At 37.0% G+C, this 24686-nt stretch carries 25 protein-coding genes; all 25 read right to left on the reverse strand.

What is annotated here, in order from left to right; genetic code table 11:
- Positions 1–4: 4 nt before the first annotated feature.
- Positions 5–1126 (reverse strand): Nif3-like dinuclear metal center hexameric protein, encoded by a 1122-nt coding sequence (locus tag NSQ08_RS20165; protein ID WP_340778346.1) that lies wholly within the window; start codon positions 1124–1126, stop codon positions 5–7.
- The gene (locus tag NSQ08_RS20170) at positions 1123–1830 is read right to left on the reverse strand and encodes a tRNA (adenine(22)-N(1))-methyltransferase (protein ID WP_002034049.1); all 708 of its coding nucleotides are present in this window, start codon (positions 1828–1830) and stop codon (positions 1123–1125) included. The genes NSQ08_RS20165 and NSQ08_RS20170 overlap by 4 nt, the downstream gene beginning before the upstream one ends.
- Before the next feature lie 166 nt (positions 1831–1996).
- A complete protein-coding gene (gene cccA / locus NSQ08_RS20175; RefSeq protein WP_002129130.1) occupies positions 1997–2353 on the reverse strand; it encodes a cytochrome c550 in 357 nt (118 codons plus the stop codon).
- Positions 2354–2738: 385 nt separating this feature from the next.
- Complete coding sequence (rpoD, locus tag NSQ08_RS20180; RefSeq protein ID WP_000764062.1) at positions 2739–3866, reverse strand: RNA polymerase sigma factor RpoD; 1128 nt, start codon at positions 3864–3866, stop codon at positions 2739–2741.
- Positions 3867–3925: 59 nt separating this feature from the next.
- Positions 3926–5728, reverse strand: coding sequence for a DNA primase (dnaG, locus tag NSQ08_RS20185; RefSeq protein ID WP_002015179.1), 1803 nt, complete (start codon positions 5726–5728; stop codon positions 3926–3928).
- Positions 5729–6617: 889 nt separating this feature from the next.
- Positions 6618–7430, reverse strand: a complete 813-nt coding sequence (locus tag NSQ08_RS20190; RefSeq protein WP_070144890.1) for a pyruvate, water dikinase regulatory protein — start codon at positions 7428–7430, stop codon at positions 6618–6620.
- A gap of 29 nt (positions 7431–7459) precedes the next feature.
- Positions 7460–8092, reverse strand: coding sequence for a helix-turn-helix transcriptional regulator (locus NSQ08_RS20195; RefSeq protein WP_002015181.1), 633 nt, complete (start codon positions 8090–8092; stop codon positions 7460–7462).
- 106 nt (positions 8093–8198) lie between these two features.
- Positions 8199–8945, reverse strand: coding sequence for a DNA repair protein RecO (gene recO, locus NSQ08_RS20200; protein WP_002129136.1), 747 nt, complete (start codon positions 8943–8945; stop codon positions 8199–8201).
- A 33-nt stretch (positions 8946–8978) separates the two neighbouring features.
- Positions 8979–9122 carry a YqzL family protein gene (locus NSQ08_RS20205; protein WP_000883924.1) on the reverse strand — a complete coding sequence of 48 codons (144 nt, stop codon included), beginning with the start codon at positions 9120–9122 and terminating at the stop codon, positions 8979–8981.
- 176 nt (positions 9123–9298) lie between these two features.
- Positions 9299–10204, reverse strand: a complete 906-nt coding sequence (gene era / locus NSQ08_RS20210) for a GTPase Era (protein ID WP_002088672.1) — start codon at positions 10202–10204, stop codon at positions 9299–9301.
- Entirely contained in the window at positions 10197–10595 is a 399-nt protein-coding gene (locus NSQ08_RS20215; protein ID WP_002015184.1) for a cytidine deaminase, read from the reverse strand. Before NSQ08_RS20215 ends, era begins: the two co-directional genes overlap by 8 nt.
- A gap of 99 nt (positions 10596–10694) precedes the next feature.
- Positions 10695–11048, reverse strand: a complete 354-nt coding sequence (locus tag NSQ08_RS20220; RefSeq protein WP_002143170.1) for a diacylglycerol kinase family protein — start codon at positions 11046–11048, stop codon at positions 10695–10697.
- Entirely contained in the window at positions 11045–11515 is a 471-nt protein-coding gene (gene ybeY, locus NSQ08_RS20225) for an rRNA maturation RNase YbeY (RefSeq protein WP_002088675.1), read from the reverse strand. The genes NSQ08_RS20220 and ybeY overlap by 4 nt, the downstream gene beginning before the upstream one ends.
- Positions 11512–13656, reverse strand: a complete 2145-nt coding sequence (locus tag NSQ08_RS20230; protein WP_002015188.1) for an HD family phosphohydrolase — start codon at positions 13654–13656, stop codon at positions 11512–11514. The genes ybeY and NSQ08_RS20230 overlap by 4 nt, the downstream gene beginning before the upstream one ends.
- A gap of 196 nt (positions 13657–13852) precedes the next feature.
- A complete protein-coding gene (locus NSQ08_RS20235) occupies positions 13853–14812 on the reverse strand; it encodes a PhoH family protein (RefSeq protein ID WP_002015189.1) in 960 nt (319 codons plus the stop codon).
- Positions 14813–14815: 3 nt separating this feature from the next.
- Positions 14816–16015, reverse strand: a complete 1200-nt coding sequence (yqfD, locus tag NSQ08_RS20240) for a sporulation protein YqfD (protein ID WP_340778369.1) — start codon at positions 16013–16015, stop codon at positions 14816–14818.
- Between the two features lie 249 nt (positions 16016–16264).
- Positions 16265–16558: a sporulation protein YqfC gene (yqfC, locus tag NSQ08_RS20245; protein ID WP_002067170.1), complete on the reverse strand. Its 294-nt coding sequence runs from the start codon at positions 16556–16558 to the stop codon at positions 16265–16267.
- 107 nt (positions 16559–16665) lie between these two features.
- On the reverse strand, positions 16666–17109 hold the full coding sequence (locus NSQ08_RS20250; RefSeq protein WP_000054578.1) for a GatB/YqeY domain-containing protein: 444 nt from the start codon (positions 17107–17109) through the stop codon (positions 16666–16668).
- Between the two features lie 15 nt (positions 17110–17124).
- Positions 17125–17298, reverse strand: a complete 174-nt coding sequence (rpsU, locus tag NSQ08_RS20255; protein WP_000048061.1) for a 30S ribosomal protein S21 — start codon at positions 17296–17298, stop codon at positions 17125–17127.
- Between the two features lie 395 nt (positions 17299–17693).
- The gene (gene mtaB, locus NSQ08_RS20260) at positions 17694–19046 is read right to left on the reverse strand and encodes a tRNA (N(6)-L-threonylcarbamoyladenosine(37)-C(2))-methylthiotransferase MtaB (protein ID WP_002067163.1); all 1353 of its coding nucleotides are present in this window, start codon (positions 19044–19046) and stop codon (positions 17694–17696) included.
- Positions 19047–19052: 6 nt separating this feature from the next.
- Complete coding sequence (locus NSQ08_RS20265) at positions 19053–19802, reverse strand: 16S rRNA (uracil(1498)-N(3))-methyltransferase (protein ID WP_002015195.1); 750 nt, start codon at positions 19800–19802, stop codon at positions 19053–19055.
- Between the two features lie 145 nt (positions 19803–19947).
- Positions 19948–20886, reverse strand: coding sequence for a 50S ribosomal protein L11 methyltransferase (gene prmA / locus NSQ08_RS20270; protein WP_002067162.1), 939 nt, complete (start codon positions 20884–20886; stop codon positions 19948–19950).
- 28 nt (positions 20887–20914) lie between these two features.
- Positions 20915–22021, reverse strand: coding sequence for a chaperone protein DnaJ (dnaJ, locus tag NSQ08_RS20275; RefSeq protein WP_002015197.1), 1107 nt, complete (start codon positions 22019–22021; stop codon positions 20915–20917).
- Positions 22022–22223: 202 nt separating this feature from the next.
- Complete coding sequence (gene dnaK, locus NSQ08_RS20280) at positions 22224–24059, reverse strand: chaperone protein DnaK (protein WP_002015198.1); 1836 nt, start codon at positions 24057–24059, stop codon at positions 22224–22226.
- A gap of 26 nt (positions 24060–24085) precedes the next feature.
- A complete protein-coding gene (gene grpE / locus NSQ08_RS20285) occupies positions 24086–24652 on the reverse strand; it encodes a nucleotide exchange factor GrpE (RefSeq protein ID WP_002165061.1) in 567 nt (188 codons plus the stop codon).
- Between the last annotated feature and the right edge of the window lie 34 nt (positions 24653–24686).

Here is a 24686-nt window from a genome sequence, read left to right on the forward strand (position 1 = left end):
TTTCTTATACAAATGTGAATGGATCTGTATGTAACTGCGAAGCGTGAATGTGTACATTGAATTTCTTCACATCTACTTTTTCTTGCAATTGTTTTTGTACACCTTGCTTCATTACTTTTTCAACGTTATGTCCTGGATCGACTATATTTAAACCAATCATCATCGCATCGTGAGCAACATGATAATACATATCACCTGTTACATATACATCTGCTCCTTTAAATTTCGCTTGGTTTATATATTTATTACCGTCACCACCAAGTACAGCTACTTTACGCACCTTATCATCTAACTTCCCAACAACTCTTGCACCCTTTACATGTAATGATCGTTTCACATGTAAAGCAAACTGCTCAAGCGTCATTTCTTCTTGTAAATACCCTATTTTACCAAGACCTAATGTTTCACCTTTATTATCAAGCGGATATACATCATATGCCACTTCTTCATATGGATGGGCTGCCAACATCGCTTTAATAACTTTTCTTTGTAATGAAGCTGGAATAATCGTTTCGACACGTATCTCTTCCACACGTTCTAACTGCCCAGTTTCTCCGATATAAGGATTTGTACCTTCTTGAGGGATAAACGTACCTACCCCTTCGCTACCGAACGTACAGTGGCTATAATTACCGATATGACCTGCATCCGCATCTCCAAGAGCTTTGCGCACTTCTTCTGCATGGGTTACTGGAACAAATACAACAATTTTTTTCATTTCTTCTGCATATGTAGGAGCTAATACTTCTGTATTTTGTAACCCTAACGCATCAGCAAGTAAATCATTTACCCCGCCCTTAGCAATATCTACATTTGTATGTGCGGCATAAACCGCAATATCATTTTTAATACATGTTTCAATAATTCTTCCGTACGCCTTATCTGTATGAATCGCTTTTAATGGATTAAAGATTAAAGGATGGTGCGCTATAATGATATTCGCTCCTAATTGGATCGCCTCGTCCACAACTTCCTCAGTTACATCTAACGCGATTAATACGTGCTGCACAGGTTTATTAAGCGCTCCAATCTGTAAGCCAATCTTATCCCCTTCCATCGCTAAATGCTTCGGATACATACCTTCAAACAAAGAAATAATTTCATGACCATTCGGAATTTTACTCATGATAAAACCTCTCCTATCATTTTCATTTTCGCTTCTACTTCTGCACGCTTCGCTTTTGTCTCTTCAGACTCTGCTGCACGTTCTAACTGTTTTAAAATATTTTGGAAGTTTTTCAATTCCCCTTCCCACTTTTCAATAAAAGCTTCACTTTTTTCTTTTATTAAAAATGGACCCATAAACAATTCAGCTTGTTTATTTCCAGAGTAAGGTACTGCTGTATCTCCTCGCTCTCCGACTAAAATCTCGTAAATCTTTCCGTCTTCTATTACAATTTTCTCACGGATAAGCTCCCATCCATTTTCAATAAACCATTCACGGATATGGTGTGCTGCAATATTCGGCTGTAAGATTAAACGTGTTACACCTTCTAATTTTTCTTTACCACTTTCTAAAATGTCACGAATTAACGCTCCACCCATACCAGCAATCGTAATAACATCTACTTCTCCTGGCACTATAACAGCTAATCCATTCCCTTTACGAACGTCTACTTTATCTTGTAAGCCACTTTCAGCTACAGTTGCTTGTGCAGAGCGAAACGGTCCATCTACAACCTCTCCTGCAACTGCTTTTGTAGCAATATTATTTATAATTGTATAACACGGTAAATACGCATGATCCGATCCAATATCAGCTACTGTAGAGCCTACCGGAATCTCCCTCACAACTTCTTCTAATCGTTTCGAAAGCTTTACTTCATTCATGTATTTCCATTACTCCTTCTCTTCTCAGTCTGTCTCCATGATAATGAATTTATAGTAGTTGTTGCAAGTCCATAACAATACTTCAATTCTCTATTACTAATCGTATTTTAGATAGTATAGAAAAACAAGCCTTTTGCAAAAAGCAAAAGGCTTGTTTTTCTATACTTTATTTTTTCTTCGATAACCAATCAGCTACTTTTGCCGCTTGATCAGCTGGAACTATATTTGGCGGCATATTTCCTTTTCCTTTTGAAATAACTTCTTTAATTTCATCTTTTGAAAGTTTCCCACCAATTTTTTGTAAATTAGGGCCTACCGCTCCTTGTAACTGATCACCATGACAGCTCGTACAGCTTTGCTTTACAATATCCTCTGGCTTTGATGCTGTTTGTGCTGGTTTCCCACCATTTTTTGCATCAGCTAACTCTTTAGATTTATTTAGCCCCTGAAATGAAAATACAAACATAACGATAATACCTAATGCTGCAATAAGAGCGAACGGAATCAACGGATTACGTTTCATATCTCTTCTCCCCCCTCTATACCGCTAAATAGTTAGATGATTCAGTCATTTATATTGTACTTGAAAACGCCCTATCAGAAAAGAGCAAACTACTACTTGTTAAAAATATTCCGTAAATTCATTTTATTGATTTTCACTATTATATCGCATATTATTTCGATAATTACTAACGTTTCTCATCATATTTTTTACTTTTCTACATATTATTTTGTATATAATAAACAAAATAAATCGAAAAATCGAAAAATGAGCATTTGCAAATCAAAAGACAATTCTGTAAAATAAATTACAAGAAATTGTAATCGTTGCCGATAGCTAAATTTTAACAAAAATTAACAAAACAAAAAAGTTTACTTCACAAAAGTGAAGTAAACTTAAAGGTAGCCTATTCTAAGAAATCCTTAAGACGCTTACTACGGCTTGGATGTCTTAATTTGCGAAGTGCTTTCGCTTCAATTTGACGAATACGTTCTCTCGTTACGCCGAATACTTTCCCAACTTCTTCAAGCGTACGAGTTCGTCCATCATCTAAACCAAAACGAAGACGCAGAACATTTTCTTCACGATCTGTTAGTGTATCTAACACATCTTCTAATTGTTCTTTTAGCAATTCATACGCTGCATGGTCCGCAGGCGATGTTGCTTCTTGGTCTTCGATAAAGTCACCTAAATGGGAGTCGTCTTCTTCACCAATTGGTGTTTCAAGAGAAACTGGCTCCTGTGCAATCTTTAAGATTTCGCGTACTTTTTCTGGAGCAAGATCCATTTCTTCACCAATCTCTTCAGGAGATGGTTCGCGTCCTAAATCTTGTAATAATTGACGTTGTACACGGATTAACTTATTAATTGTTTCAACCATATGAACTGGAATACGAATTGTTCGCGCTTGGTCTGCAATCGCACGTGTAATAGCTTGGCGAATCCACCAAGTTGCATACGTACTAAATTTAAAACCTTTACGGTAGTCGAACTTTTCAACTGCCTTAATTAGACCCATATTTCCTTCTTGGATTAAGTCTAAGAAAAGCATACCACGGCCCACGTAGCGCTTTGCAATACTTACTACAAGACGTAAGTTTGCTTCTGCAAGACGGCGTTTTGCTTCTTCATCGCCTTCTTCAATACGTGTCGCAAGTCGAATTTCTTCTTCAGCAGATAGTAAGTCTACACGACCAATTTCTTTTAAGTACATACGAACAGGGTCATTGATTTTCACACCTGGCGGCACACTTAAATCATTAAGGTCAAATTCTTCTTCCGTTTTTGTAATTTGACGATTATTAGGACCTTCGTCGTTGTCATTGTCACCAACTAAGTCAATCCCTTGTTCACCTAAATATTCATAGTATTCATCCATTTGATCGGATTCAATTTCAAATCCATTCATGCGTTCTGCAATCTCTTCATATGTAAGAACGCCACGTTTTTTTCCGAGCTCAGTGAGTTGTTCTTTCACTTGCTCAAGGGTCATTTCAGTTTCAATTTGTTTAGAACGAGCTGGTTTATCAGCCATCTGTTCCCCTCCTTACGCGAGATACAAACATTCATTATACTAAAACTTTATCGAAAAAGCTATTTTCTTGCTTTTTGACTTTGTAAATATGCCACATAATATTTAGCAGCCTCTACAGGATCTGTTTTTTCCATTTGTTTTACTTTAAAGATAATTTCCATCTTTTCAAGTTTTTCTTTATGGCGTCTTAGCGCCTCCAAATGACCTTGTAACGCTTCTTCTGTGTACTCTGGATTAATAAATTCATCCGTCGAAATATCAGTAATAATATTTTTCAACTTTTCATCAGAGAGCCAACTTAAAAATGTTCCGACTGAAGGTTCATTTCCCTTTTCATAATATGCGTATAGTTCATATAAAATCCCTTTATGTTCTTCTGTATAAAAATCTTCTATATGAGGTTCCATACGCACTGTCACTTCTGCACTTTGCAACATATGGTAAATAATTTCTCTTTCTGCCCTTTCAAAACCTGTTAATTTCGGTTTCGTTTGAACAATTTGAGATGGCTTAGAAACCTGCTTTATTTGTTTTTGCTGTACCTTTTGTTCTTTGCGATATTGGTGCAATTGATTCAAAAGTGTTTCCATTGAATACGAAAATTCTTGCGATAATGATTTTAAATATGATTCCGCCTGCATCGCATCCTGTAGCAATGATAACTCTTTTAAAACACTTTTTACATATTCTTCTTTGCCAGACTCATCTTGCAAATTTTTCCCTAAACGCAAATAATTTATTTTGAAACCAACAAAACTTATACTTGATTTCACAAGATTTTCAAAAGCGGTTGTCCCATATTGTTGCACATATTCATCAGGGTCAAGCTTATCTGGCAAGGATGTAACTTTCACTTGGCAACCAACTTGCAATAGTAATTGCCCTGCTTTCATCGTCGCTTCTCGCCCTGCTTTATCACCATCATAGCAAAGAACAACAGTTTCAACGTTACGTCGCAGAAGTTTCGCTTGTTCTTCGGTTAAAGCTGTTCCCATTGTCGCAACAGCTTCTTCCACACCACTTTTCACCGCGGCTAGTACATCGGCATAACCTTCAAAAAGGACAACCTGCCCACGTTTTCTAATAAACGGCCTTGCTTGGTGGAAATTATACAACAGCTTACTTTTGTAAAAAATCGGTGTTTCAGGACTATTCAAATATTTCGGAGTGTCATCTCCTAATGCCCTTCCACTAAACGCTATCACCTTACCTTGTAAAGTATAAATCGGAAACATAACTCTTCCGCGGAAGCGGTCATAATGACTGCCATCCTTCTCACTTCTTACAAGAAGGCCAGCCTGTTCCATACTAGATAGCGACAAACCTCTTTTTTGTAAAATTTTCGTTGCTGCATCCCAAGCTTGTGATGCATAACCAATTTCAAATTTCTCAATCATCTCTTTTGTAATACCACGTTTTAATAAATATGAAAGTGCTTCATTTCCTTCTTCTGTATTTACTAATAAATGATGATAATACTTTTTCAAAAGTTCATGAGCCTGTTGCATGATGACAGTGTCATCAGATATGTCTTCTTGTTGTTGTTGTCCTTGCCCTGATGTATATTCTGCAACTGCAATTCCATTTCTTTCGCCAAGCTTTTGAACAGCCTCTGTGAAAGCAAGTCCTTCCATTTTCATAAGAAAAGAAAATACATTTCCACCTTCTCCACATCCGAAACAATGAAAAATTTGCTTATCAGATGAAACAGAGAATGAAGGAGAATTCTCACCATGAAATGGACAAAGGCCGAAATAGTTACGCCCCTGCTTTCTAAGTTGAACATACTCACCAATCACTTCTACAATATCGGATGATGTCCGAATCTGTTCAACAACTTCTTCAGGAATTCTGTTCCCCATAACTCCATCTCCGTGTCGTATTTTGTATTCGATATAAATTAAAAGATTCCTTTATAATTCGACAATATTTTTCTAAATTTGTTAGAAAGTACTGTCGATCACATTGTGTAAACGATTTTGGACCTTTCGTATAAGTCCCCAGTCTGCGTAAATTCGCAGATCATACTACTATATAAAATTGTATACATTTGCTCATCTGTTACAAATGTATCTCTTGGAGACAATACATATACTCCTTTTTCACAAGAAGACTAGCAAGAAGCACTATAGCCTGTATGATCATGAGATCTGTAGCTTTTGCCTGTTAATAAATATAACAGTCAACTTCATCTTGCTCAGAATCTACATAGACCCAATTACCTTGCTGTTTTCTTGAACGATGAGCATAGGATACGACAAACAAAATTTCGACATAAAATTTTGTTCCAACTTGCACAATTGCATTCTTCACGGGATACGCATCTGCATCAAATAATATCTTATCTGATGTTTTGCATATTTCTGTATTCTACATCCCTTCTGTGAATCCTTCCATAATGTGCGTTTTCTTGTCTAGATTTTGTCGATTTAACGTAAATACATGTCTTTTTCGAAAATCCTATCCCTAGTTTATTCTGAAAAATTAAAGTCTAAACGTAAAATATAGGTTTTTATCACAATTTTTTATTATAATATATTTTCTTCAACTACGCTACATATCCCTTTAATTTTCATCTTACACTTAAAGATAACGAAATCGTTCCTTTAGCATAATTAAAAAAACAGAAGAATATAAGTATAACCATTCCGCTATATTCTATTACTAAGCCGAAAGTTCATGCTCTACTTCGCATCTTCCTCTAACGCCTTCTCACGAGCGAAAAAAGCACATTCACCTTTGGTAAATGTGCTAAAACATTTTTTGGTTTTGCACTGCATTCACAATAATATTTGCTGTTTCTTCAATTGCCTTATTTGATACATCAATCACTTGACAATTTATTTTACTAATTACTTCCTCAAAATGATCAATTTCTTCTTGAATACGATTAATATTTGCATATGTTGCTCCATCACTTAATCCAAGTGATTTCAATCGTTCTTTTCGAATATGATTTAACTTATCTGGTATAATTTTCAAACCGAAACATTTCTCTTTTGCCACTTGATATAATTCCTCAGGCGGATCCACTTCCGGTACAAGTGGTACATTAGCAACTTTCAAACGTTTGTTATGCGCTAAATATTGTGAAAGTGGTGTTTTTGATGTACGTGAAATTCCAATCAACACGATATCAGCTTTTAAAATACCACGTGCATCTCTACCATCATCATACTTAACTGCAAATTCAATCGCTTCTATTTTTTTAAAGTACTCTTCATCTAATCTTCGAACGACACCTGGCTCATACCTTGGTACTTGCCCTGTAATTCCTTCAATTTGATCGATAAGAGGTCCGATAATATCGTATGCCTCTACTCCTTCTTTTGCCGCTTCTGTCAATAAATATTGACGCATATCAGGCTTTACTAACGTAAAACAAATAAGCGCTTGATTGCTCTTGGCAATCGAGATTACTTCTTTTAATGTCCCTGTATCTTCTACATACGGTACACGCCTAATATCAGGAGCGAATGGGAACTGTCCCATTGCCGCTCTAACAACCAAATCAGCCGTTTCTCCTACAGAGTCAGATACGACATATACGATTTTATTATCCATTACATTACCTCACTTTAAACAAATTACACTTATTCGTTATTTACTAAATTTACAAACGCACGTGTAATATTTGTTTTTGTAATTCGTCCAATCACTTCTAAACCTTGTTTCGTATCCTTCACAACCGGCATCGCATCAATCTGTCTTTCTATTAATTCCATCGCAATATCATATAAAGAATCCTCCCTGCGACACATCGCAATGTTTGGCATCCTTGTCATGATAATATTAACCGGAAGAGAGGTTAAATCCTGCTTTCCTAAGCTAGCTCGTAATAAATCTTTACGAGATACAACGCCAACTAATAAAGTAGCTTGATCTACAACAAATAATGTACCAACGTCCTCTAGAAACATAGTACAGATTGCATCGTATACTGATACATTTTTATCAATTACAGCCGGTCTAGATTGATAATCTTGCACTTTAATTTTCTTAACAGCTTCAGATAATAGCTGTCCCCCGGTTTTACCCGTATAAAAATAACCTACACGTGGACGCGCTTCTAAATAACCAGCCATCGTTAAAATTGCTAAGTCTGGTCTTAGCGTTGCACGTGTTAAACCCAATTGCCCAGCAATTGACTCCCCTGTAATAGGACCGTGATCTTTTACAATCTGAATGATATGCTCTTGCCGTTTATTCAGCTCTATGATAATCACCACCTTTAATGCACAACGAAAAAAGTTATACTATCTCTTAAATATTATATACTAAATATGCTATTCGAAAAAGAAAGTATGTAAAAAGGACCGTATACGGCCCTTTTTATATTTGAAACTTATCAAGTTGTTCCAAGAAACGCCTTGTTTTCAAATAAATCCCACAATATTCGTCATAATATGTATTCAATACTGTGCGCATTTGTTTTTTTGTACTATCCTTCACCGATACATTACCGAGCCGGTGTAAATCAAAGTGAAAAAAGAGACGTAATAATTTATGAACAGCCTCTCCCACCGGAATACGATACGGATCTTGCTCCGCATGACGCGAGCACAGAAAACCGCCTTCCCGGACAGAGAAGGCGACAAAATCTGTTTCTTGATGACAAATAGCACATGTATCAAAGTACGGGCGCATCCCTAATACCGGAAGCATTTTCGTTTGATAAATTAATGATAATACTTCTGGATCAACACCCTCACACATATAATGCAACGTTTGATATAACATTTCAAATAAATACGGATTATGCTTCTTATCTTCTGTTGCTTTATCGGTTAATTCAATAATAAATGATGCATAAGCAGTTAAAAATATATCCTCGCGAATTTCTTTCATAGATGAAATAATCTCGCCTTGTTGCAAAGTTCCAAGTCCAGATCCCATTTGAATAAGAAAATGACCATGTGTCATAAGTTGCGAAATAGCTGCTAACCGACTCTTCGGCTTTTTCGCCCCTCTTGCCATTGCACTTACCTTACCAAATTCCCGTGAGTATATTGTAACAATCTTATTTGTTTCTCCGTAATCTGTCGTACGGATAACAATGCCCTCAACTTTTTGAAACATGTTCGTCACCATCCAAGGTTTGAACAAAACGGGTCAAGAAATTGGAGAGTCTAGATGCGCTAACTCCTCTTCATGTTGATCCATCTCATCGTTTACGTCTTTTTCCATTTCTTTCAAAAGCAAATACGTTTCAATGCTTCCTGTTTTGGAGAAAAACTTCCAGGTAAAATCTAGCATAAGAATCCACCTTTCTCAATAAGCGTAGCCTATAAACCAATTTCTTTTGTTGTTATTAAGTTGACCCATTTTGTTCATTTTCATGTGAGAAAAATTTTTCCTAATTTATCAAGGTTCATAAAAACCAATAATCAGCGGATGAACAAAACATCCACTGATCACAACTTTACTTCATATTAATACTCGTCTTCACGGAAACCAAGGTCACGAAGCTGTGACATCTTATTACGCCAATCTTTTTGCACTTTCACCCATACTTCTAAAAATACTTTAGAACCAAGAAGTGCTTCAATGTCAAAACGAGCTCTCTTACCAACTTCTTTTAACATCTTCCCTTGCTTACCTATAATAATTCCTTTTTGTGATGCACGTTCAACAACAATCGTTGCGTTTATATAAACCGCTCCGCCCTCACGCTTTTGAATTGCATCAATAACAACCGCTACAGAATGCGGTACTTCTTCACGTGTTAAATGTAATACTTTTTCACGAATAAGCTCTGAAATAATAAATCGCTCTGGATGATCCGTTACTTGATTATCCGGGTAATATTGCGGTCCTTCTGGTAAATACTTTTTAATTGCTCCGATTAACGCTTCAACGTTATTACCGTCCAATGCAGAAATTGGCACAATCTCCGCGAACTCATATAATTTACGATATTGATCAATCAACTCCAGCAATTGCTCTGGATGAAGTTGGTCAATTTTATTAATTACCAAAAATACCGGTTGTTTCGTTTCTTGTAATTTCTCAATAATAAATTCCTCACCACGACCATATCCTTCAGTTGCATTGACCATAAACAAAACAATATCAACTTCTTTTAATGTCGTTTGAGCCATCTTCACCATGAAATCGCCTAGTTTATGTTTAGGTTTATGTATTCCTGGTGTATCAATGAAAACTACTTGTGAATCATTTTCTGTATATACACCTTGAATTTTATTACGAGTTGTTTGTGGCTTATCGCTCATAATGGCAATTTTTTGGCCAATAATACGATTTAAAAATGTAGATTTCCCAACATTCGGTCTGCCAATAATAGAGACAAAACCTGATTTATAACCTTTTCTATTCATGTAAATCCTCCGCTAAAAATGCTCCTGGTAACAATTCTCCGACTGTTGTCTCTTGAACATCACCATGTAAGTTTGATAGGTATACTTTCGTATCCTGTTTACATAATTCTATCATAACTTGTCGACATGCTCCACAAGGAGGTACTGGACGCTTTGTATCCGCTACGACTGCAATAGCTACAAACTCGTTATCCCCTTCAGAAATTGCCTTAAATAAAGCTGTTCGTTCTGCACAGTTACATAAACCATATGATGCATTTTCAACATTACATCCACGATATATTTTTCCATCCTGAGTTAGTAAAGCTGCACCTACTTGAAATTTAGAATATGGTACGTACGCTCGTTTACGCGCTTCGGTTGCTTCTTGAATTAATTGTTTGCTATTCATATTCCCGCATCCTTTCCGTTCATAGATGTGAATAGATACACTCTTTCATTAAAGGCCTTCACGGCGCTCCCAAAGCTTAATAAAAGCTTCGGAATGCAACTATACCATATACGGTAAAAAGATAATAGCACCAATTACAGCAGCTATAATTGCAAATAATAAAACTGCCCCTGCTGCAACATCCTTTGCAATTTTTGCAACCGGATGAATATCGACGGTTGCTAAGTCTACTGTTTTTTCAATAGCCGTATTCACCATCTCTAAACTCATTACAATCCCTATCACAATAAGTACGACAATCCATTCCATTGTTGTAATATGGAAATAAAAGCCGCAGCATATAACGATGACTGCGGCTAAATAATGAATTTTCATATTTCGTTCATGACGAAGACAAAAGTATATACCAGCTATAGCATATCCAAAACTATCTAAAAGTTTTCCTGTTTTCATCGTCCTAATCCAAAGGCCTCTAAAATTTCTTTTTGTCTTCCAAACATTTCTTTCTCATCTTCTTCTGTCATATGATCATAACCAAGCAAATGCAAAAAGCCATGTAGTGCTAAAAACCCAAGTTCTCGATCAAAAGAATGTCCATATTCTTCAGCTTGTTCTTTTGCTCTTGGAATAGAAATAATAAGATCTCCTAACATACGCGGCATCTCTGCACCGACAATTTCCATTTCGCCTTCTCCCATTTCTTCCATAGCAAAAGAAATAACGTCCGTAGGCTGATCCTTATCTCGGTAATCACGGTTTATTTCACGAATACGTTCATTATCTACAAATGTAACCGATAATTCTGCGCCTTCTTCTATGTTCTCCATTTGGGCTGCTTTCTCTACTAAACCTCGAATCAAACTTATATATTCGTCTTTCACTTCTTCTGTTTCATCAATAAAATCAATTAATAAACTCATTCTTTCTCCTTTTCTTCCGGCGGTTCCGGATATGTAATACGGGAATGGAAAATACCATTTAACGTTTCACATAACGTTTTTCCAACGATTTGTAGTTCCTTAAATGTCAAATCACATTCACTAAATTGACCATCTTGCAGGCGATCTTTAATAATACTTTGCACTAAATTATTAATCTGATCTGGTGTTGGATGGTTCATCGAACGTACCGCCGCTTCCACACTATCAGCAATACCAACGATCGCCGACTCTTTAGAAGTTGCTTTTGATCCTGGATAGCGGAACATTTCCTCCGTATATTTCTCTTTATCTTCTTTAATCGCATTATAATAAAAATATTTAAGTAACGTTGTACCATGATGCTGTCCAGCAATATCGATAATTTCTTGAGGTATATGGTGTTCTTCTAACATTCTCACCCCATCGGTTACATGAGCAATTATAATATCTTTGCTCGTTACAGGGTCTAATCTATCATGCGGGTTTTCAATACCCATTTGGTTTTCAATAAAAAACTGTGGTTGTACCGTTTTCCCTACATCATGATAATACGCCCCTACACGCGCTAATACTCCATTTGCTCCAACTGCTTCACAAGCAGCTTCTGAGAGATTAGCTACCATTACACTATGGTGATATGTACCTGGTGCTTCTAATAAAATTTTACGCAAAAGCGGGTGATTCGGACTTGAAAGTTCCATCAATTTCATACTCGATACAATCCCAAGACCACTTTCTAAATACGGTAAAATCCCCATAGCTAGAACAGAAGAGATAATACCCGAAACAGCAGCCATTAATAATTGCACCCCAATTTCAAGAGGCGAAAAATTCCCGTTACGTAATAATAGCAAAGCCGCTAATACGACTACATTTAATACAGAAACGAGTATACCAGCTTGTAAAATCATCGTACGACGATTTTTTTCTCTCAAGAAAATACTAACTGATAATGAACTTAATAAAACATAAATCCCCACACTATAATTCAGTGTACTCGTTACACCTTCATTAAACATAATACTTCCGCATACAGAAAAGATCATACTCGTTAAAAATACAAATCGATCACCAATCATTAATTTTACAAGTATTGTTCCCATTGCAACTGGAACAACATACGCGATTCCTGCATACTCAAGCTTTTGAAACAAACTAATGATTTTCATTAAAACGATCGTGATAGACAAAATTGTAATATACGCTAAGACATACGGCCTATCTTCTCTTTTCCGCTGTAAAAACACTTCAAACTGCTTATGCATAAAGTACAATAGCACACCAATGAGTACCGCTAACCCAACATAGGGTTGAAAACTGTTCCCTTTTTCTAACAGGCCAACTAATTTCAACTGATTGTACATATCACTTGAAATCGTTTCACCTTCTCTAACAAGGACTTGCCCTTGAAGAATATAAACAGGTGGAACTAAATCTTCTTCCGCTTTTCTCTTCTCTTTTGTTAAGGTCGGATCATAAAAATAGTTTGCAGAAATCGCATATTTCCCTAACGCCTTAATAGATTCCTTTAAACCATTATCAACATTAACACTATTCATCTCACTTACATATCGTTCCTTCGCATCCTTCAATTCATCCATTTTAACATGCTCAGTCATGATACTATTAATAGCTGTAACTGTTGCATCTTTCGCTAATACTAATTGGTTCGAATCCGCATTAATTAAGTTTAGTAAGTTTGAATCAGATAATTCTTTCGTTAAATCAGTAGGCAATTTTTTTTTCAACTTGTCCACTTTTTCAGCATCAGTAATCTTTTTTTGCTCATCCGGTCCAACCGCTTTAATCTCTTGTATCACTTCATCTACTTTAGCAAAGACGTCATTCACAATATCCACTTTATTTTGTTTATACTCACTTTTATATGTATATTGATCTTCAACTTTTGTAGCGGCTTCTTTTTTCTTTTTGTCCGTTGTAACTTTATCTTCAATTTTAATAGGAGAATGGATTGTTTTTTTCGCAATAGAATATGTTGTAACATCTAATTGCTCTGGTTTTACATTATTCATAAGTGCAAAAAACAGCACTGCCCCTAATAAAACGTAAGAAATCCAACTTAGTTTTTTCGAATGTTGTAAATTACGAAACCACTTAGAAATTTCTTGAGATCTTGACATGATTTCAATACCTTCTCCTCTCCAGAAATAAAGTGAAACTATTTATAGCTTTCATTTCTTCTAGGTAACGATACTTTTTGGACAACATTTTTATCCACTATCACCTATAGTTTATTTCCCTCGTCTTTAATGATAGTAAAAAATATGTCATTCGCCAACCTTATCATACAAAAAGAAATGATCCTGACAAATAGGATCATTCCATTTTATCATATGCCTCAATAATACGTTGCACTAATGGGTGTCTCACAACGTCCGTTTGTTCCAATGTTATGAACGAAAGACCTGATACACCAGATAAAATATTAGCAGCAATAGAAAGACCTGACTTTACCCCTTTTGGCAAGTCTACCTGTGAGGGATCCCCCGTAATAACCATTTTAGAACTAAAACCTAATCGTGTTAAAAACATTTTTATTTGAACACCAGTTGTATTTTGCGCCTCATCTAATATAACAAATGAATCATCCAGAGTACGCCCTCTCATATAAGCAAGAGGTGCAATTTCAATTACACCACGTTCCATCATACGTTGTGTATATTCTTGTCCAAGAATATCATGTAACGCATCATATAGTGGACGTAAATACGGATCTACTTTTTCTTTCAAATCACCTGGTAAAAACCCTAAGCTCTCTCCAGCTTCTACAGCAGGTCTTGTTAAAATAATTTTCTTTACATACCCTTGCTTTAAAGCTCTCACAGCCATTACTACGGCTAAGTATGTTTTTCCTGTCCCAGCAGGTCCTATCCCAAATACAATATCATTCTTTTTCATTGCATGAATATATCGTCTTTGCCCCATCGTTTTCACACGAATGGATTTACCTTTTGCCGTTTTAAAAATTTCCTCTTCATATAATTCTTCGAATTGAGCAATTTTCCCTTGTTGCCCAAGCTGAATCGCATACGCAACATCTCTTTCCGAAATTGATACACCTTTACGGATAACAACAAGTAACTGTTGTAAGATTTTTTCTACGAGCACCACAGTTTCATCTGCCCCAGATACACGAACAGATTCTCCTCTAGTCACAATCGATACACTAAGTTCTCGTTCAATTACTTTTAAATGAGCATCATTTACCCCAAAAAGAGCGATTGCTTCGTTGGGATTTTCCAATTGTTGGTTCATTTCTACTAATTGTTCTGCCATTACTCAGTCTCCTTGAATATCGGATTCAGATATTGGTTGTGGCTCTGCAATATTTTCAATCACTGTATAATGTAATGTGACCTTTAGGTGATCCGCCTCAACCTCTTTACTCAAAATGTTATCACTTACAATCATAGCATGTTCATCCAATTTTTTCTTCAGTTCTTTTTCTGCCATTTCTTTCGCTACTTTCATTGCTTGTTTTTCGGTATATTCTCGGTTCGCTTCTTCCTCTTCTCGTACAATATCTTTCTCGTATGCAATTGGTAATGTAAATCCAAATAATTTCACATCATGTTTTACACTTTCAGTACGAGAGCGCTTATACTTATCCTGTAGAAATCCCCATATTTTTATTTTAGTACTCCCAAATTTAAGGAAATGTTCATTGTATGAATTACCAGTATACACTTGAAATTGTGTCTTTAACGGAACATCCACCTCAGATTTATACCACGTTTCTCCATATACAATCCCTTTAGCCGAAACAACTGTCGGATTCTCCTCATTACCATACATCCCGGATACGAGAAGTTGCCCCTTTTCCACATGGTCATTTTTCATGACAACCGGCTTCCCAACTTCCACAAATGTTTTTGTAATAATCCCTTCTTTTTTTGCTACTAAGTTTTGTGGCTGTTGTTCACTTTCTTTTTTCGGTTCATTTTTTTCAACAATCTTAAAATGATATGTTGTCCCTCTTATTTCTAATCCCGCCCAAGTAATCGCATTAATATTGTCTGTCAAATGACGTTGAACATCTTCTACACTCAGCATTTGGAATTGTAATTTACCTTTTTTTATACCCATTTTGTCCAATTCTTTCATCAATATATATTCTGTTTCAGGTTTTGCTCCTGTAATTTCAATTTTCCACACCATATTTGACAATGCGATCATTCCGAAAAAAAATATTAAAAACCCAATTAAAAATCCACTATTTTTAATTACACGCTTATTCCAAAAAGGAAAACCGTAACGTCCAATAAAATATAATTTACATTCATTTTTTCTATAAATTGGTTTTATCTTTTTCACATCTCGTAATAACATACAAAAAACTAACGTTTCATCAGCTATCTTCTTTACATCCCAAACGAGTAATTTCTTCCGCACACACTCGTTAACAAAGCGTTCCGCTCCTCTACCTTCAATTCGCACCTTTACATACCCAAGCCATTTTATAAACCATTTATTTTTCATCGACTATCTCCACTACCTTTCTAAAAGTAGATACACTACTTTTCAATTCGATTATCAAACTAGCTCGTACTAAAATTTTAATTAGCAGATTCCTTGATCCTCACTAATTATTAACCTTCACGAGCCAGTTTTTTACGTGGAACTCAATTCCCACCTATCCTCTTTGTACGAACCGAATATTGAGGCCAGAACGTTACCGCCTGTTAATACAAGGTAACGAAGAAAAACTCCACAAACGGAAGTTTCTCCTCACTCCTCTTTCTTTTCATTTTCTAAAAACGTCACTTGTTCAATAATCCCTTCAAGCAACAGTTCTTCTGGAAGGATTGTTTTAATAACAAAGGATTGACCTTTAATTAATAATTGACCATGTTTCAATAGCAATCTTACCTCTTTATCTGAAAACACTAATAATCCTCGATGATTTTCTATATAGATATGTACTTGCCCAACAAGCGTGATCCGAGGTAGATCCATTAACACATCCACTGGCAGGTCTATTTGCTTCGTTAACCAATTCTTCATTTGTTCTATTTTTTTCATCTCAAAAGACCCCCTCTCATCCCATATGTATGAAAAAAGAGCTTGTAATATCACGTCCAAACTGAAAAAAGCATAAAAAAACGTCTCATACGAAATGAGACGCTTTTTTATGCTAATAGCTGGATAACCAGCTTATTCACAAGTGATCCGTCTGTTTTACCTTTTACTTTCGGCATAACAGCAGTCATCACTTTACCCATATCTGCTTTAGATGTAGCACCAACTTCAGAAATAACTTGCTTAATTATATCCGCTAGTTCTTCTTCTGTTAATTGCTCCGGCAAATATGCGCTTAAAATCTGAATTTCACTTTGCAGTTTATCAACAAGGTCTTCACGACCAGCTTTTTTAAATTCAAGGAGGGAGTCCTTATACTGTTTTACTTCACGAGCTAAAACTGTTAATTCCTCTTCTTCAGTAAGAGTATGTTGCAGTTTAATACCTTCATTTTGTAAAGCAGCCTTAACCATACGAATAACGGTTAATTTTTCTTTTTGTTTATTCTTCATCGCTTGTTTCATATCATCGTTTAAACGACCGAGAAGACTCATAACTTACACCCTCTCTTAGAACTTACGCTTTCTTGCCGCTTCAGATTTCTTCTTACGTTTTACACTTGGCTTTTCATAAAACTCGCGCTTTCTTGCTTCAGCAAGTGTACCAGTTTTAGAAACCGATCTTTTAAAACGGCGAAGTGCATCCTCCAAAGACTCGTTTTTACGAACGACTGTTTTTGACATTCTCTTTCCCTCCCTCCGAAACATCACACTTACATACTAATTTCAGCATGCAAAAAGAAACCCTTCTTCAGCATGTCTTTTACGATTATAATACATTTTATCACTTCAGGTCAACTATTTGGCAGAATAAAAGAAGAATAGATGCCCTTACCTGTTCAAAAGCTATGTAGATAGCTATTATCCTTTTCCCCTGAAGACAACTATATTTTTTATAATAACACCTTTTTTAATACAAGAAAGCATGCAAATCGTTTCCGTTTGCATGCTTTTTTATCCCGCTATTTGCCAGGACAGTAAGACCCCCACCTCAAAATTCAGCGAAAGCAAAGAACTTAGGCGGGGGTCAGGCTGATAATCAGCGGGGATGAACACCCCCCACTGATTAAAGTTTCATTTTATGCGCTTGCTGATTCTTTTTTTACATCATCTTCAAGAACACGAACAAACTGCGCTTCGTTATATGGATAACCAGCTTTTGTAATTTTCACTTTTACTAGCTTACCAATCAATTCTTCAGATCCTTCAAACACAATTTTTAAGTAGTTATCTGTATAACCTACATATAAACCTTCACGGTCACCATCTTTAAATGTCTCTTCCGGAATGATTTCAAGTACTTCACCTTCAAATTTAGAAGCATACTCTTTCGCTAATTGATTTGATAGCTCAATTAGACGGTGAACACGATCGTTCTTCACGTCTTCAGGAACTTGATCTTCCATACGTGCTGCTGGAGTACCTGTACGTTTCGAATAAGGGAAAACGTGTAATTCAGAGAAACGATTCTCTTTAATGAAATTGTACGTTTCCATGAATTCCTCTTCTGTTTCGCCTGGGAATCCAACAATTACGTCTGATGTAATCGCAAGACCTGGTAACGCTTCTTTCAAACGATCTAAACGCTCTTGGAAAAATTCCATCGTATACTTACGGCGCATACGTTTCAATACAGTATTAGATCCTGACTGTAATGGAATATGCAAGTGACGTACAACTACTTCTGATTTATCTAACACTTCAATTACTTCATCAGAAATTTGACTCGCCTCAATAGAAGAAATACGAAGGCGTTTCAATCCGCCTACTTCCGCTTCCATATCGCGCAGTAATCCAGCTAAGTTATACTCTTTTATATCTTCACCGTATCCACCTGTATGAATACCTGTTAATACGATTTCTTTATAGCCCGCATCTACTAATTGCTGCGCTTGTTTAATAACTTCTTTTCCATCACGAGAACGCATTAAACCGCGCGCCCAAGGAATGATGCAAAATGTACAGAAGTTATTACAACCTTCTTGTATTTTTAAAGATGCACGTGTACGGTCCGTGAAATATGGTACATCGAGCTCTTCATATACACGTGTTTTCATAATATTGCGGACAGCATTAATTGGTTGACGCTCTTTACGGAATTCTTCGATGTATCCTAACATCTTCTCACGATCTTGCGTACCAACAACAATATCTACACCTGGAATCGCCATAATTTCCGCTGGAGATGTTTGTGCATAACATCCAGTTACACAAATTACCGCATCTGGATTTTGACGTACAGCACGTCTAATTACTTGACGGCTTTTTTTATCTCCAGTATTCGTTACTGTACATGTGTTAATAACGTATACATCAGATTTTTTTTCATATTCAGTTCTTTCATAACCACCTTGTTTAAACAATTGCCAAATCGCTTCTGTTTCATAGTGGTTTACTTTACAACCTAACGTGTGGAACGCAACAGTTGCCATTGATTATCACCCCATCAATTCAAAATGATAAGAAGCGGCACTTAACGCATAAAGCGGAGCCGTTTCTGTTCTTAAAATTCTTGGTCCTAAACTACATGGTACAAATTTATGTTCACGAAGTGCGGTTATCTCTTCCTCCGCTAAACCGCCTTCTGGTCCAAATACAATCAGCAGCTTTTGGCCTGGTTTAATCGTCGCTAAAGCTTTCGCAAAATTAGATTTCTCACCTTGTTTCGCTTCTTCTTCATACGCAACAAGACAAACATCATACTCGCTACTCATCGACAGCAGTTGTTTAAATGATGAGGGAACGTGTACTTCTGGAATTTCACTTCTATGCGATTGTTCCGCAGCTTCTTTTACAATTTTTTTCAAACGCTCAACTTTTTTATCTGCTTTTTTCGCATCCCACTTTACAATAGATCGAGATGCTTGAAATGGTAAAAATGCAGCTGCCCCAAGCTCAGTTCCTTTTTGAAAAATTAACTCTAGCTTGTCTCCTTTCGGCAGTCCACTTGCAATCGTCACGAACACAGGAAGTTCGCTTGACGCCTCTACCCATTCTACAATAGTGGTATCCACAAATTCACTGGTAATTTCAGCAATTGAACACTCTGCTGTTTTACCATTTACACAGCAATAAATGTGGTCACCAGCTGACATACGCATCACTCTTGCGATGTGATGGACATCGTCACCCATTATGCGAATACTTGTCTCATTTACATATTTCTCTTCTACAAAATAACGTTGCATATAATCACCTTAGTAGAGTTTCGTTCCTTTCGTAAGTCAACACTTACGAAAAGAACGAAACGTTATCATTTTCATATAACAAACGGCAAGTCCCTCACCTTATACGGTGAGAGACTCCCCTGTTCTTTATAGACTAAAATCTATATTACGCATTTCGTGCAATAATTGCTACCCAATCTTCCATTCGAAGTACTTCTTCAATTGAAAATCCAGCTGTTTCTAACGCTTCAGAAATTACTTTTTCTTTCGCCCCAATAATACCAGATGTAATAAATAATCCACCTGGCTTCACAACTCTCGCTGCATCTTCAGGGAATAGAAGAATAATTTCCGCTAGTAAATTTGCTACGATTAAATCAACCGGACCTTCAATACCTTCTAATAGACTATTCTGTCCAACATTGACAATGTCATCTGTTTTATTTAAGCGCACATTCATTTCTGCACTTTCAACTGCAACTGGGTCTAAATCATACGCTTGAACAGAAGCCGCACCTAATTTTGCCGCAGCAATACTAAGTACCCCCGAACCTGTCCCCACATCAATCACAGTATCACCTGGCTGAACCGTTTTTTCTAACGCACGAATACACATCGTCGTTGTTGGATGTGTCCCTGTACCAAACGCCATACCTGGATCTAATTCAATAATTTTTTCATCTGGAGAAGACGGTGTATACTCTTCCCACGTCGGCACAATTGTGAATGTATCAGAAATTTGAACTGGATGATAATACTTCTTCCAAGCAGTAGCCCAATCTTCCTCATCGACTTCATTAATTGTAATAGTTCCTTTACCAATTTCGATGTCGAAAGATGGTAGTGCATCAATAGATGATTTTACACCTGCAACCGTTTCGTGTAAAGAATCCGTTTGTGGGAAATATGCTTTTACCAAAACACCCTCACTTGGATATTCATCTGGGTTAAGTGCATAAATCTCACCGTATTGTTGCTTGCGCTCTTTCGTCAACTCCGCTGGGTCCTCAATCGCAACCCCGCTAGCGCCTGCTTCATGCAAAATATGAGAGACAGCTTCTACTGCTTCTTCTGTTGTATGAATACTAATTTCTGACCATTTCACAATTTACCAACTCCATTTTTTATTTCCATTATTCCCCTTTGAAAGCACGTTTAAGCTTTCTGAATAAGCTATCATCCTGCTCTTCTTGCCCTGCAAATTCACGCAATAAATCTTTTTGATGTGAAGTTAATTTCGTCGGCACAACAACACGAACGACTACATATTGATCTCCTTGACCATATCCACGTACGTTCGGAGCACCTTTTCCTTTTAAGCGGAATTCTGTTCCTGTTTGTGTTCCTGCTGGAATTTTCAGCTTCACTTTGCCATGAACTGTAGGAACTTCTACTTCCGCACCAAGTGCCATTTGCGCAAATGTTATTGGCATTTCGCAAATAATGTGATCCCCTTCGCGTTCAAAGAATTCATGATTTCTCACATGAACAACAACATATAAGTCACCTGCCGGTCCGCCATTTACGCCTGCTTCACCTTTTCCAGATACACGAATTTGTTGACCATTATCGATACCCGCTGGAATTTTAACATTGATTTTTTTACGTTTACGAACTTTACCAGAACCATGGCATGTCGTACATTTCTCTTTAATCATTTGACCTGTTCCTGAACAATGTCCACAAGCTTGACGGTTTACAATACGCCCAAATGGTGTATTTTGTTCTACACTTACTTGCCCTGATCCTGAACAATGTTTACATGTTTCTTTTGAAGTCCCTGGTTTTGCTCCACTACCCTTACAAGTATCACATGGATCCTCCACTGGAATCTCAACGTTTAATTCTTTACCAAAAATAGCTTCTTCAAACTCTAAAGTAACTTGATATTGTAAATCAGCACCTTGACGTGGAGCATTTGGATCACGACGTCTTCCGCCGCCACCGCCAAAGAATGAACTAAAGATATCTTCGAAACCGAAGCCACCGCCGAAGTCTCCTCCGCCACCGAAACCTTGATTCGGACCCGCGTGACCAAATTGATCATACTGCGCGCGTTTTTGATCGTCACTTAATACTTCGTATGCTTCTTGTACTTCTTTAAACTTTTCAATTGCATTTTCTTCTTTACTTACGTCTGGATGGTACTTTTTAGCCAAACGACGATACGCTTTTTTAATTTCATCTTTTGAAGCGCCCTGGCTAAGTCCAAGGACCTCATAATAGTCTCGTTTATTCATAAATTTACAACCCCCGAATCTTTCACATAAACGTAATTTTAACACCGAAAGAAAGTGCTTTGCAACAAAGTTTCCTCACTTACAGTATGCAAAATAAAAAACTTAAGATCCTCACACATTTCTTCTTATTCGTGAAAAAAGCCAAAGCCAAGGCACGCTTGACTTTGACTTTTTGTCATCTTACTTATTTTATTTCACTGTATTACTTGTCTTCTTTTACTTCTTCAAACTCAGCGTCTACTACATTATCTTTTTTCGCGCCAGCGTCTTGTGCTCCTTGTGCACCTTCTGCTTGCCCTGCAGCCGCTTGAGCTTGCTCGTATAATTTAACAGTTAATTGTTGTACGATTTCTTGAAGAGCATCTTTTTTCACACGGATTTCTTCAAGTTCGTTTTTCTCGATTGCCGCTTGTAATGCTTCTTTCGCTTCCGTTGCTTTCGCTACTTCAGCTGCATCTACTTTACCTTCTAAATCTTTTACAACTTTGTCTGTTTGGAATACAAGTTGGTCAGCTTCGTTACGAAGTTCAACTTCTTCCTTACGTTTTTGGTCAGCATCAGCATTTGATTCAGCTTCTTGTACCATACGATCTACTTCTTCATCAGAAAGACCTGAAGAAGATTGGATTGTAATAGTTTGCTCTTTGCTTGTACCTAAGTCTTTTGCACGTACGTTAACGATACCGTTCGCATCAATATCGAATGTTACTTCGATTTGTGGAATTCCACGTGGTGCTGGCGGAAGGTCTGTTAATTGGAAACGACCTAACGTTTTGTTGTCAGCTGACATTGGACGCTCACCTTGTAGTACGTGAATGTCTACCGCTGGTTGGTTATCAGCAGCTGTTGAGAATACTTGTGACTTACTTGTCGGAATTGTAGTGTTACGCTCGATTAGTTTCGTGAACACACCGCCCATAGTTTCGATACCTAAAGAAAGTGGAGTTACGTCTAATAATAGAACGCCCTCTACATCACCAGTAAGTACGCCACCTTGAACTGCAGCACCTAATGCTACAACTTCATCTGGGTTTACACCTTTGTATGGCTCTTTACCAGTTTCACGTTTAATTGCTTCTTGTACAGCTGGGATACGAGTAGATCCACCAACAAGGATAACTTTATCTAATTCGCTTGGAGCAAAACCAGCGTCTTTTAATGCACGACGAGTTGGCTCTAATGTTCTTTCAACAAGACCAGCTGAAATTTCTTCGAATTTAGCTCTTGTTAACGTTAATTCTAAGTGTAATGGGCCAGCAGCTCCAGCACTAATGAATGGTAATGAAATTTGTGTTTGTGTTACACCAGAAAGATCTTTCTTCGCTTTTTCAGCTGCATCTTTCAGACGTTGAAGTGCCATTTTATCTTGGCTTAAATCAATGCTATTTTCTTTTTTGAATTCAGCTACTAAATGATCGATGATAACTTGGTCAAAGTCATCTCCACCAAGACGGTTGTCACCAGCAGTTGAAATAACTTCGAATGTGCCGTCTGCTAACTCAAGGATAGATACATCAAATGTACCGCCACCTAAGTCATATACTAAGATTTTTTGCTCTTCATCTTGTTTTTCTAAACCGTAAGCAAGTGCTGCGGCTGTTGGTTCGTTAATGATACGCTCAACTTCTAAACCAGCGATACGACCAGCATCTTTCGTTGCTTGACGCTCTGCATCGTTGAAGTATGCAGGTACTGTAATAACAGCTTTCGTTACTGTTTCACCTAAGTATGCTTCAGCAGAAGCTTTTAAGTTTTGTAAAATGATTGCAGAAATTTCTTGAGGTGTAAAATCTTTACCTTCAACTTCTACTTTGTAGTCTGTACCCATATGACGTTTAACAGACATGATTGTATTTGGGTTTGTAATTGCTTGACGCTTCGCAACTTCCCCAACTTGACGCTCTTCATTTTTGAAAGCTACAACAGAAGGTGTTGTACGATTTCCTTCTGGATTTGGGATAACCTTTGGTTCTCCACCTTCCATAACAGCTACACAAGAGTTTGTTGTACCTAAGTCAATACCGATAATTTTACTCATGGCGAATCCTCCTACTTTTATGTAAATTATTGATTTACTTTTACCATTGATGGGCGAATCACACGGTCTTTTAGTTTATAACCTTTTTGGAATTCTTCAACTACCGCGTTTGATTCAAATTCACTGTCTTCCACTTGCATAATAGCTTGGTGTTCATTCGGATCAAACTGTTTACCAACAGCTTCAATCGCTTCAACACCTTCCTTAGTCAACGCTTCTAGCAATTGACGATGCACCATTTCCATACCTTGTAACAAGGATTGCGTTTGCTCGTCAGTCGCTTCCACTTGCATCGCTCTTTCAAAATTATCAAGAGCTGGCAAAATATCTGAAACTAGACTTTGTGCTCTATATTTATCAGCAGCCTGTTTATCCATTTGGACACGGCGCTTATAATTTTCAAAATCAGCTTGTAGACGTAATGTGCGACCTTCCGTTTCCGTTAGTTTCGCTTGTAACTCATCTACTTTTTCTTGTAAAAGAGCAGCCTCACTTTTTTCTTCTACAGTTTTTTCACTGTTTTCTGGCGTGACAGCTTCTTCAACTTGCGCTTCTTTCACTTCTTCTACCACTTGTTCGTTACGCTCTTCCACAATTTTCACCTCCTTAAAAGGTATTAGGTATCAT

It is taken from the genome of Bacillus sp. FSL E2-8887 (genome assembly GCF_038007205.1).
In the GTDB taxonomy this organism is placed as follows: domain Bacteria; phylum Bacillota; class Bacilli; order Bacillales; family Bacillaceae_G; genus Bacillus_A; species Bacillus_A mycoides.

Bases quoted from the DNA above. Each gene is read 5' to 3' on its own strand.
- cccA (WP_002129130.1), bottom strand. From the start codon at position 2,353: ATGAAACGTAATCCGTTGATTCCGTTCGCTCTTATTGCAGCATTAGGT.
- NSQ08_RS20235 (WP_002015189.1), bottom strand. From the start codon at position 14,812: ATGGCAGAACAATTAGTAGAAATGAACCAACAATTGGAAAATCCCAAC.
- era (WP_002088672.1), bottom strand. From the start codon at position 10,204: ATGAATAGAAAAGGTTATAAATCAGGTTTTGTCTCTATTATTGGCAGA.
- rpoD (WP_000764062.1), bottom strand. From the start codon at position 3,866: ATGGCTGATAAACCAGCTCGTTCTAAACAAATTGAAACTGAAATGACC.
- mtaB (WP_002067163.1), bottom strand. From the start codon at position 19,046: ATGGCAACTGTTGCGTTCCACACGTTAGGTTGTAAAGTAAACCACTAT.
- NSQ08_RS20250 (WP_000054578.1), bottom strand. From the start codon at position 17,109: ATGAGTCTTCTCGGTCGTTTAAACGATGATATGAAACAAGCGATGAAG.
- NSQ08_RS20230 (WP_002015188.1), bottom strand. From the start codon at position 13,656: ATGTCAAGATCTCAAGAAATTTCTAAGTGGTTTCGTAATTTACAACAT.
- NSQ08_RS20215 (WP_002015184.1), bottom strand. From the start codon at position 10,595: ATGAATAGCAAACAATTAATTCAAGAAGCAACCGAAGCGCGTAAACGA.
- dnaG (WP_002015179.1), bottom strand. From the start codon at position 5,728: ATGGGGAACAGAATTCCTGAAGAAGTTGTTGAACAGATTCGGACATCA.
- yqfC (WP_002067170.1), bottom strand. From the start codon at position 16,558: ATGAAAAAAATAGAACAAATGAAGAATTGGTTAACGAAGCAAATAGAC.
- NSQ08_RS20205 (WP_000883924.1), bottom strand. From the start codon at position 9,122: ATGCTAGATTTTACCTGGAAGTTTTTCTCCAAAACAGGAAGCATTGAA.
- NSQ08_RS20190 (WP_070144890.1), bottom strand. From the start codon at position 7,430: ATGGATAATAAAATCGTATATGTCGTATCTGACTCTGTAGGAGAAACG.
- dnaK (WP_002015198.1), bottom strand. From the start codon at position 24,059: ATGAGTAAAATTATCGGTATTGACTTAGGTACAACAAACTCTTGTGTA.
- NSQ08_RS20220 (WP_002143170.1), bottom strand. From the start codon at position 11,048: ATGAAAACAGGAAAACTTTTAGATAGTTTTGGATATGCTATAGCTGGT.
- ybeY (WP_002088675.1), bottom strand. From the start codon at position 11,515: ATGAGTTTATTAATTGATTTTATTGATGAAACAGAAGAAGTGAAAGAC.
- rpsU (WP_000048061.1), bottom strand. From the start codon at position 17,298: ATGTCAAAAACAGTCGTTCGTAAAAACGAGTCTTTGGAGGATGCACTT.
- NSQ08_RS20165 (WP_340778346.1), bottom strand. From the start codon at position 1,126: ATGAGTAAAATTCCGAATGGTCATGAAATTATTTCTTTGTTTGAAGGT.
- dnaJ (WP_002015197.1), bottom strand. From the start codon at position 22,021: ATGAATAAACGAGACTATTATGAGGTCCTTGGACTTAGCCAGGGCGCT.
- NSQ08_RS20170 (WP_002034049.1), bottom strand. From the start codon at position 1,830: ATGAATGAAGTAAAGCTTTCGAAACGATTAGAAGAAGTTGTGAGGGAG.
- recO (WP_002129136.1), bottom strand. From the start codon at position 8,945: ATGTTTCAAAAAGTTGAGGGCATTGTTATCCGTACGACAGATTACGGA.
- NSQ08_RS20265 (WP_002015195.1), bottom strand. From the start codon at position 19,802: ATGCAACGTTATTTTGTAGAAGAGAAATATGTAAATGAGACAAGTATT.
- yqfD (WP_340778369.1), bottom strand. From the start codon at position 16,015: ATGAAAAATAAATGGTTTATAAAATGGCTTGGGTATGTAAAGGTGCGA.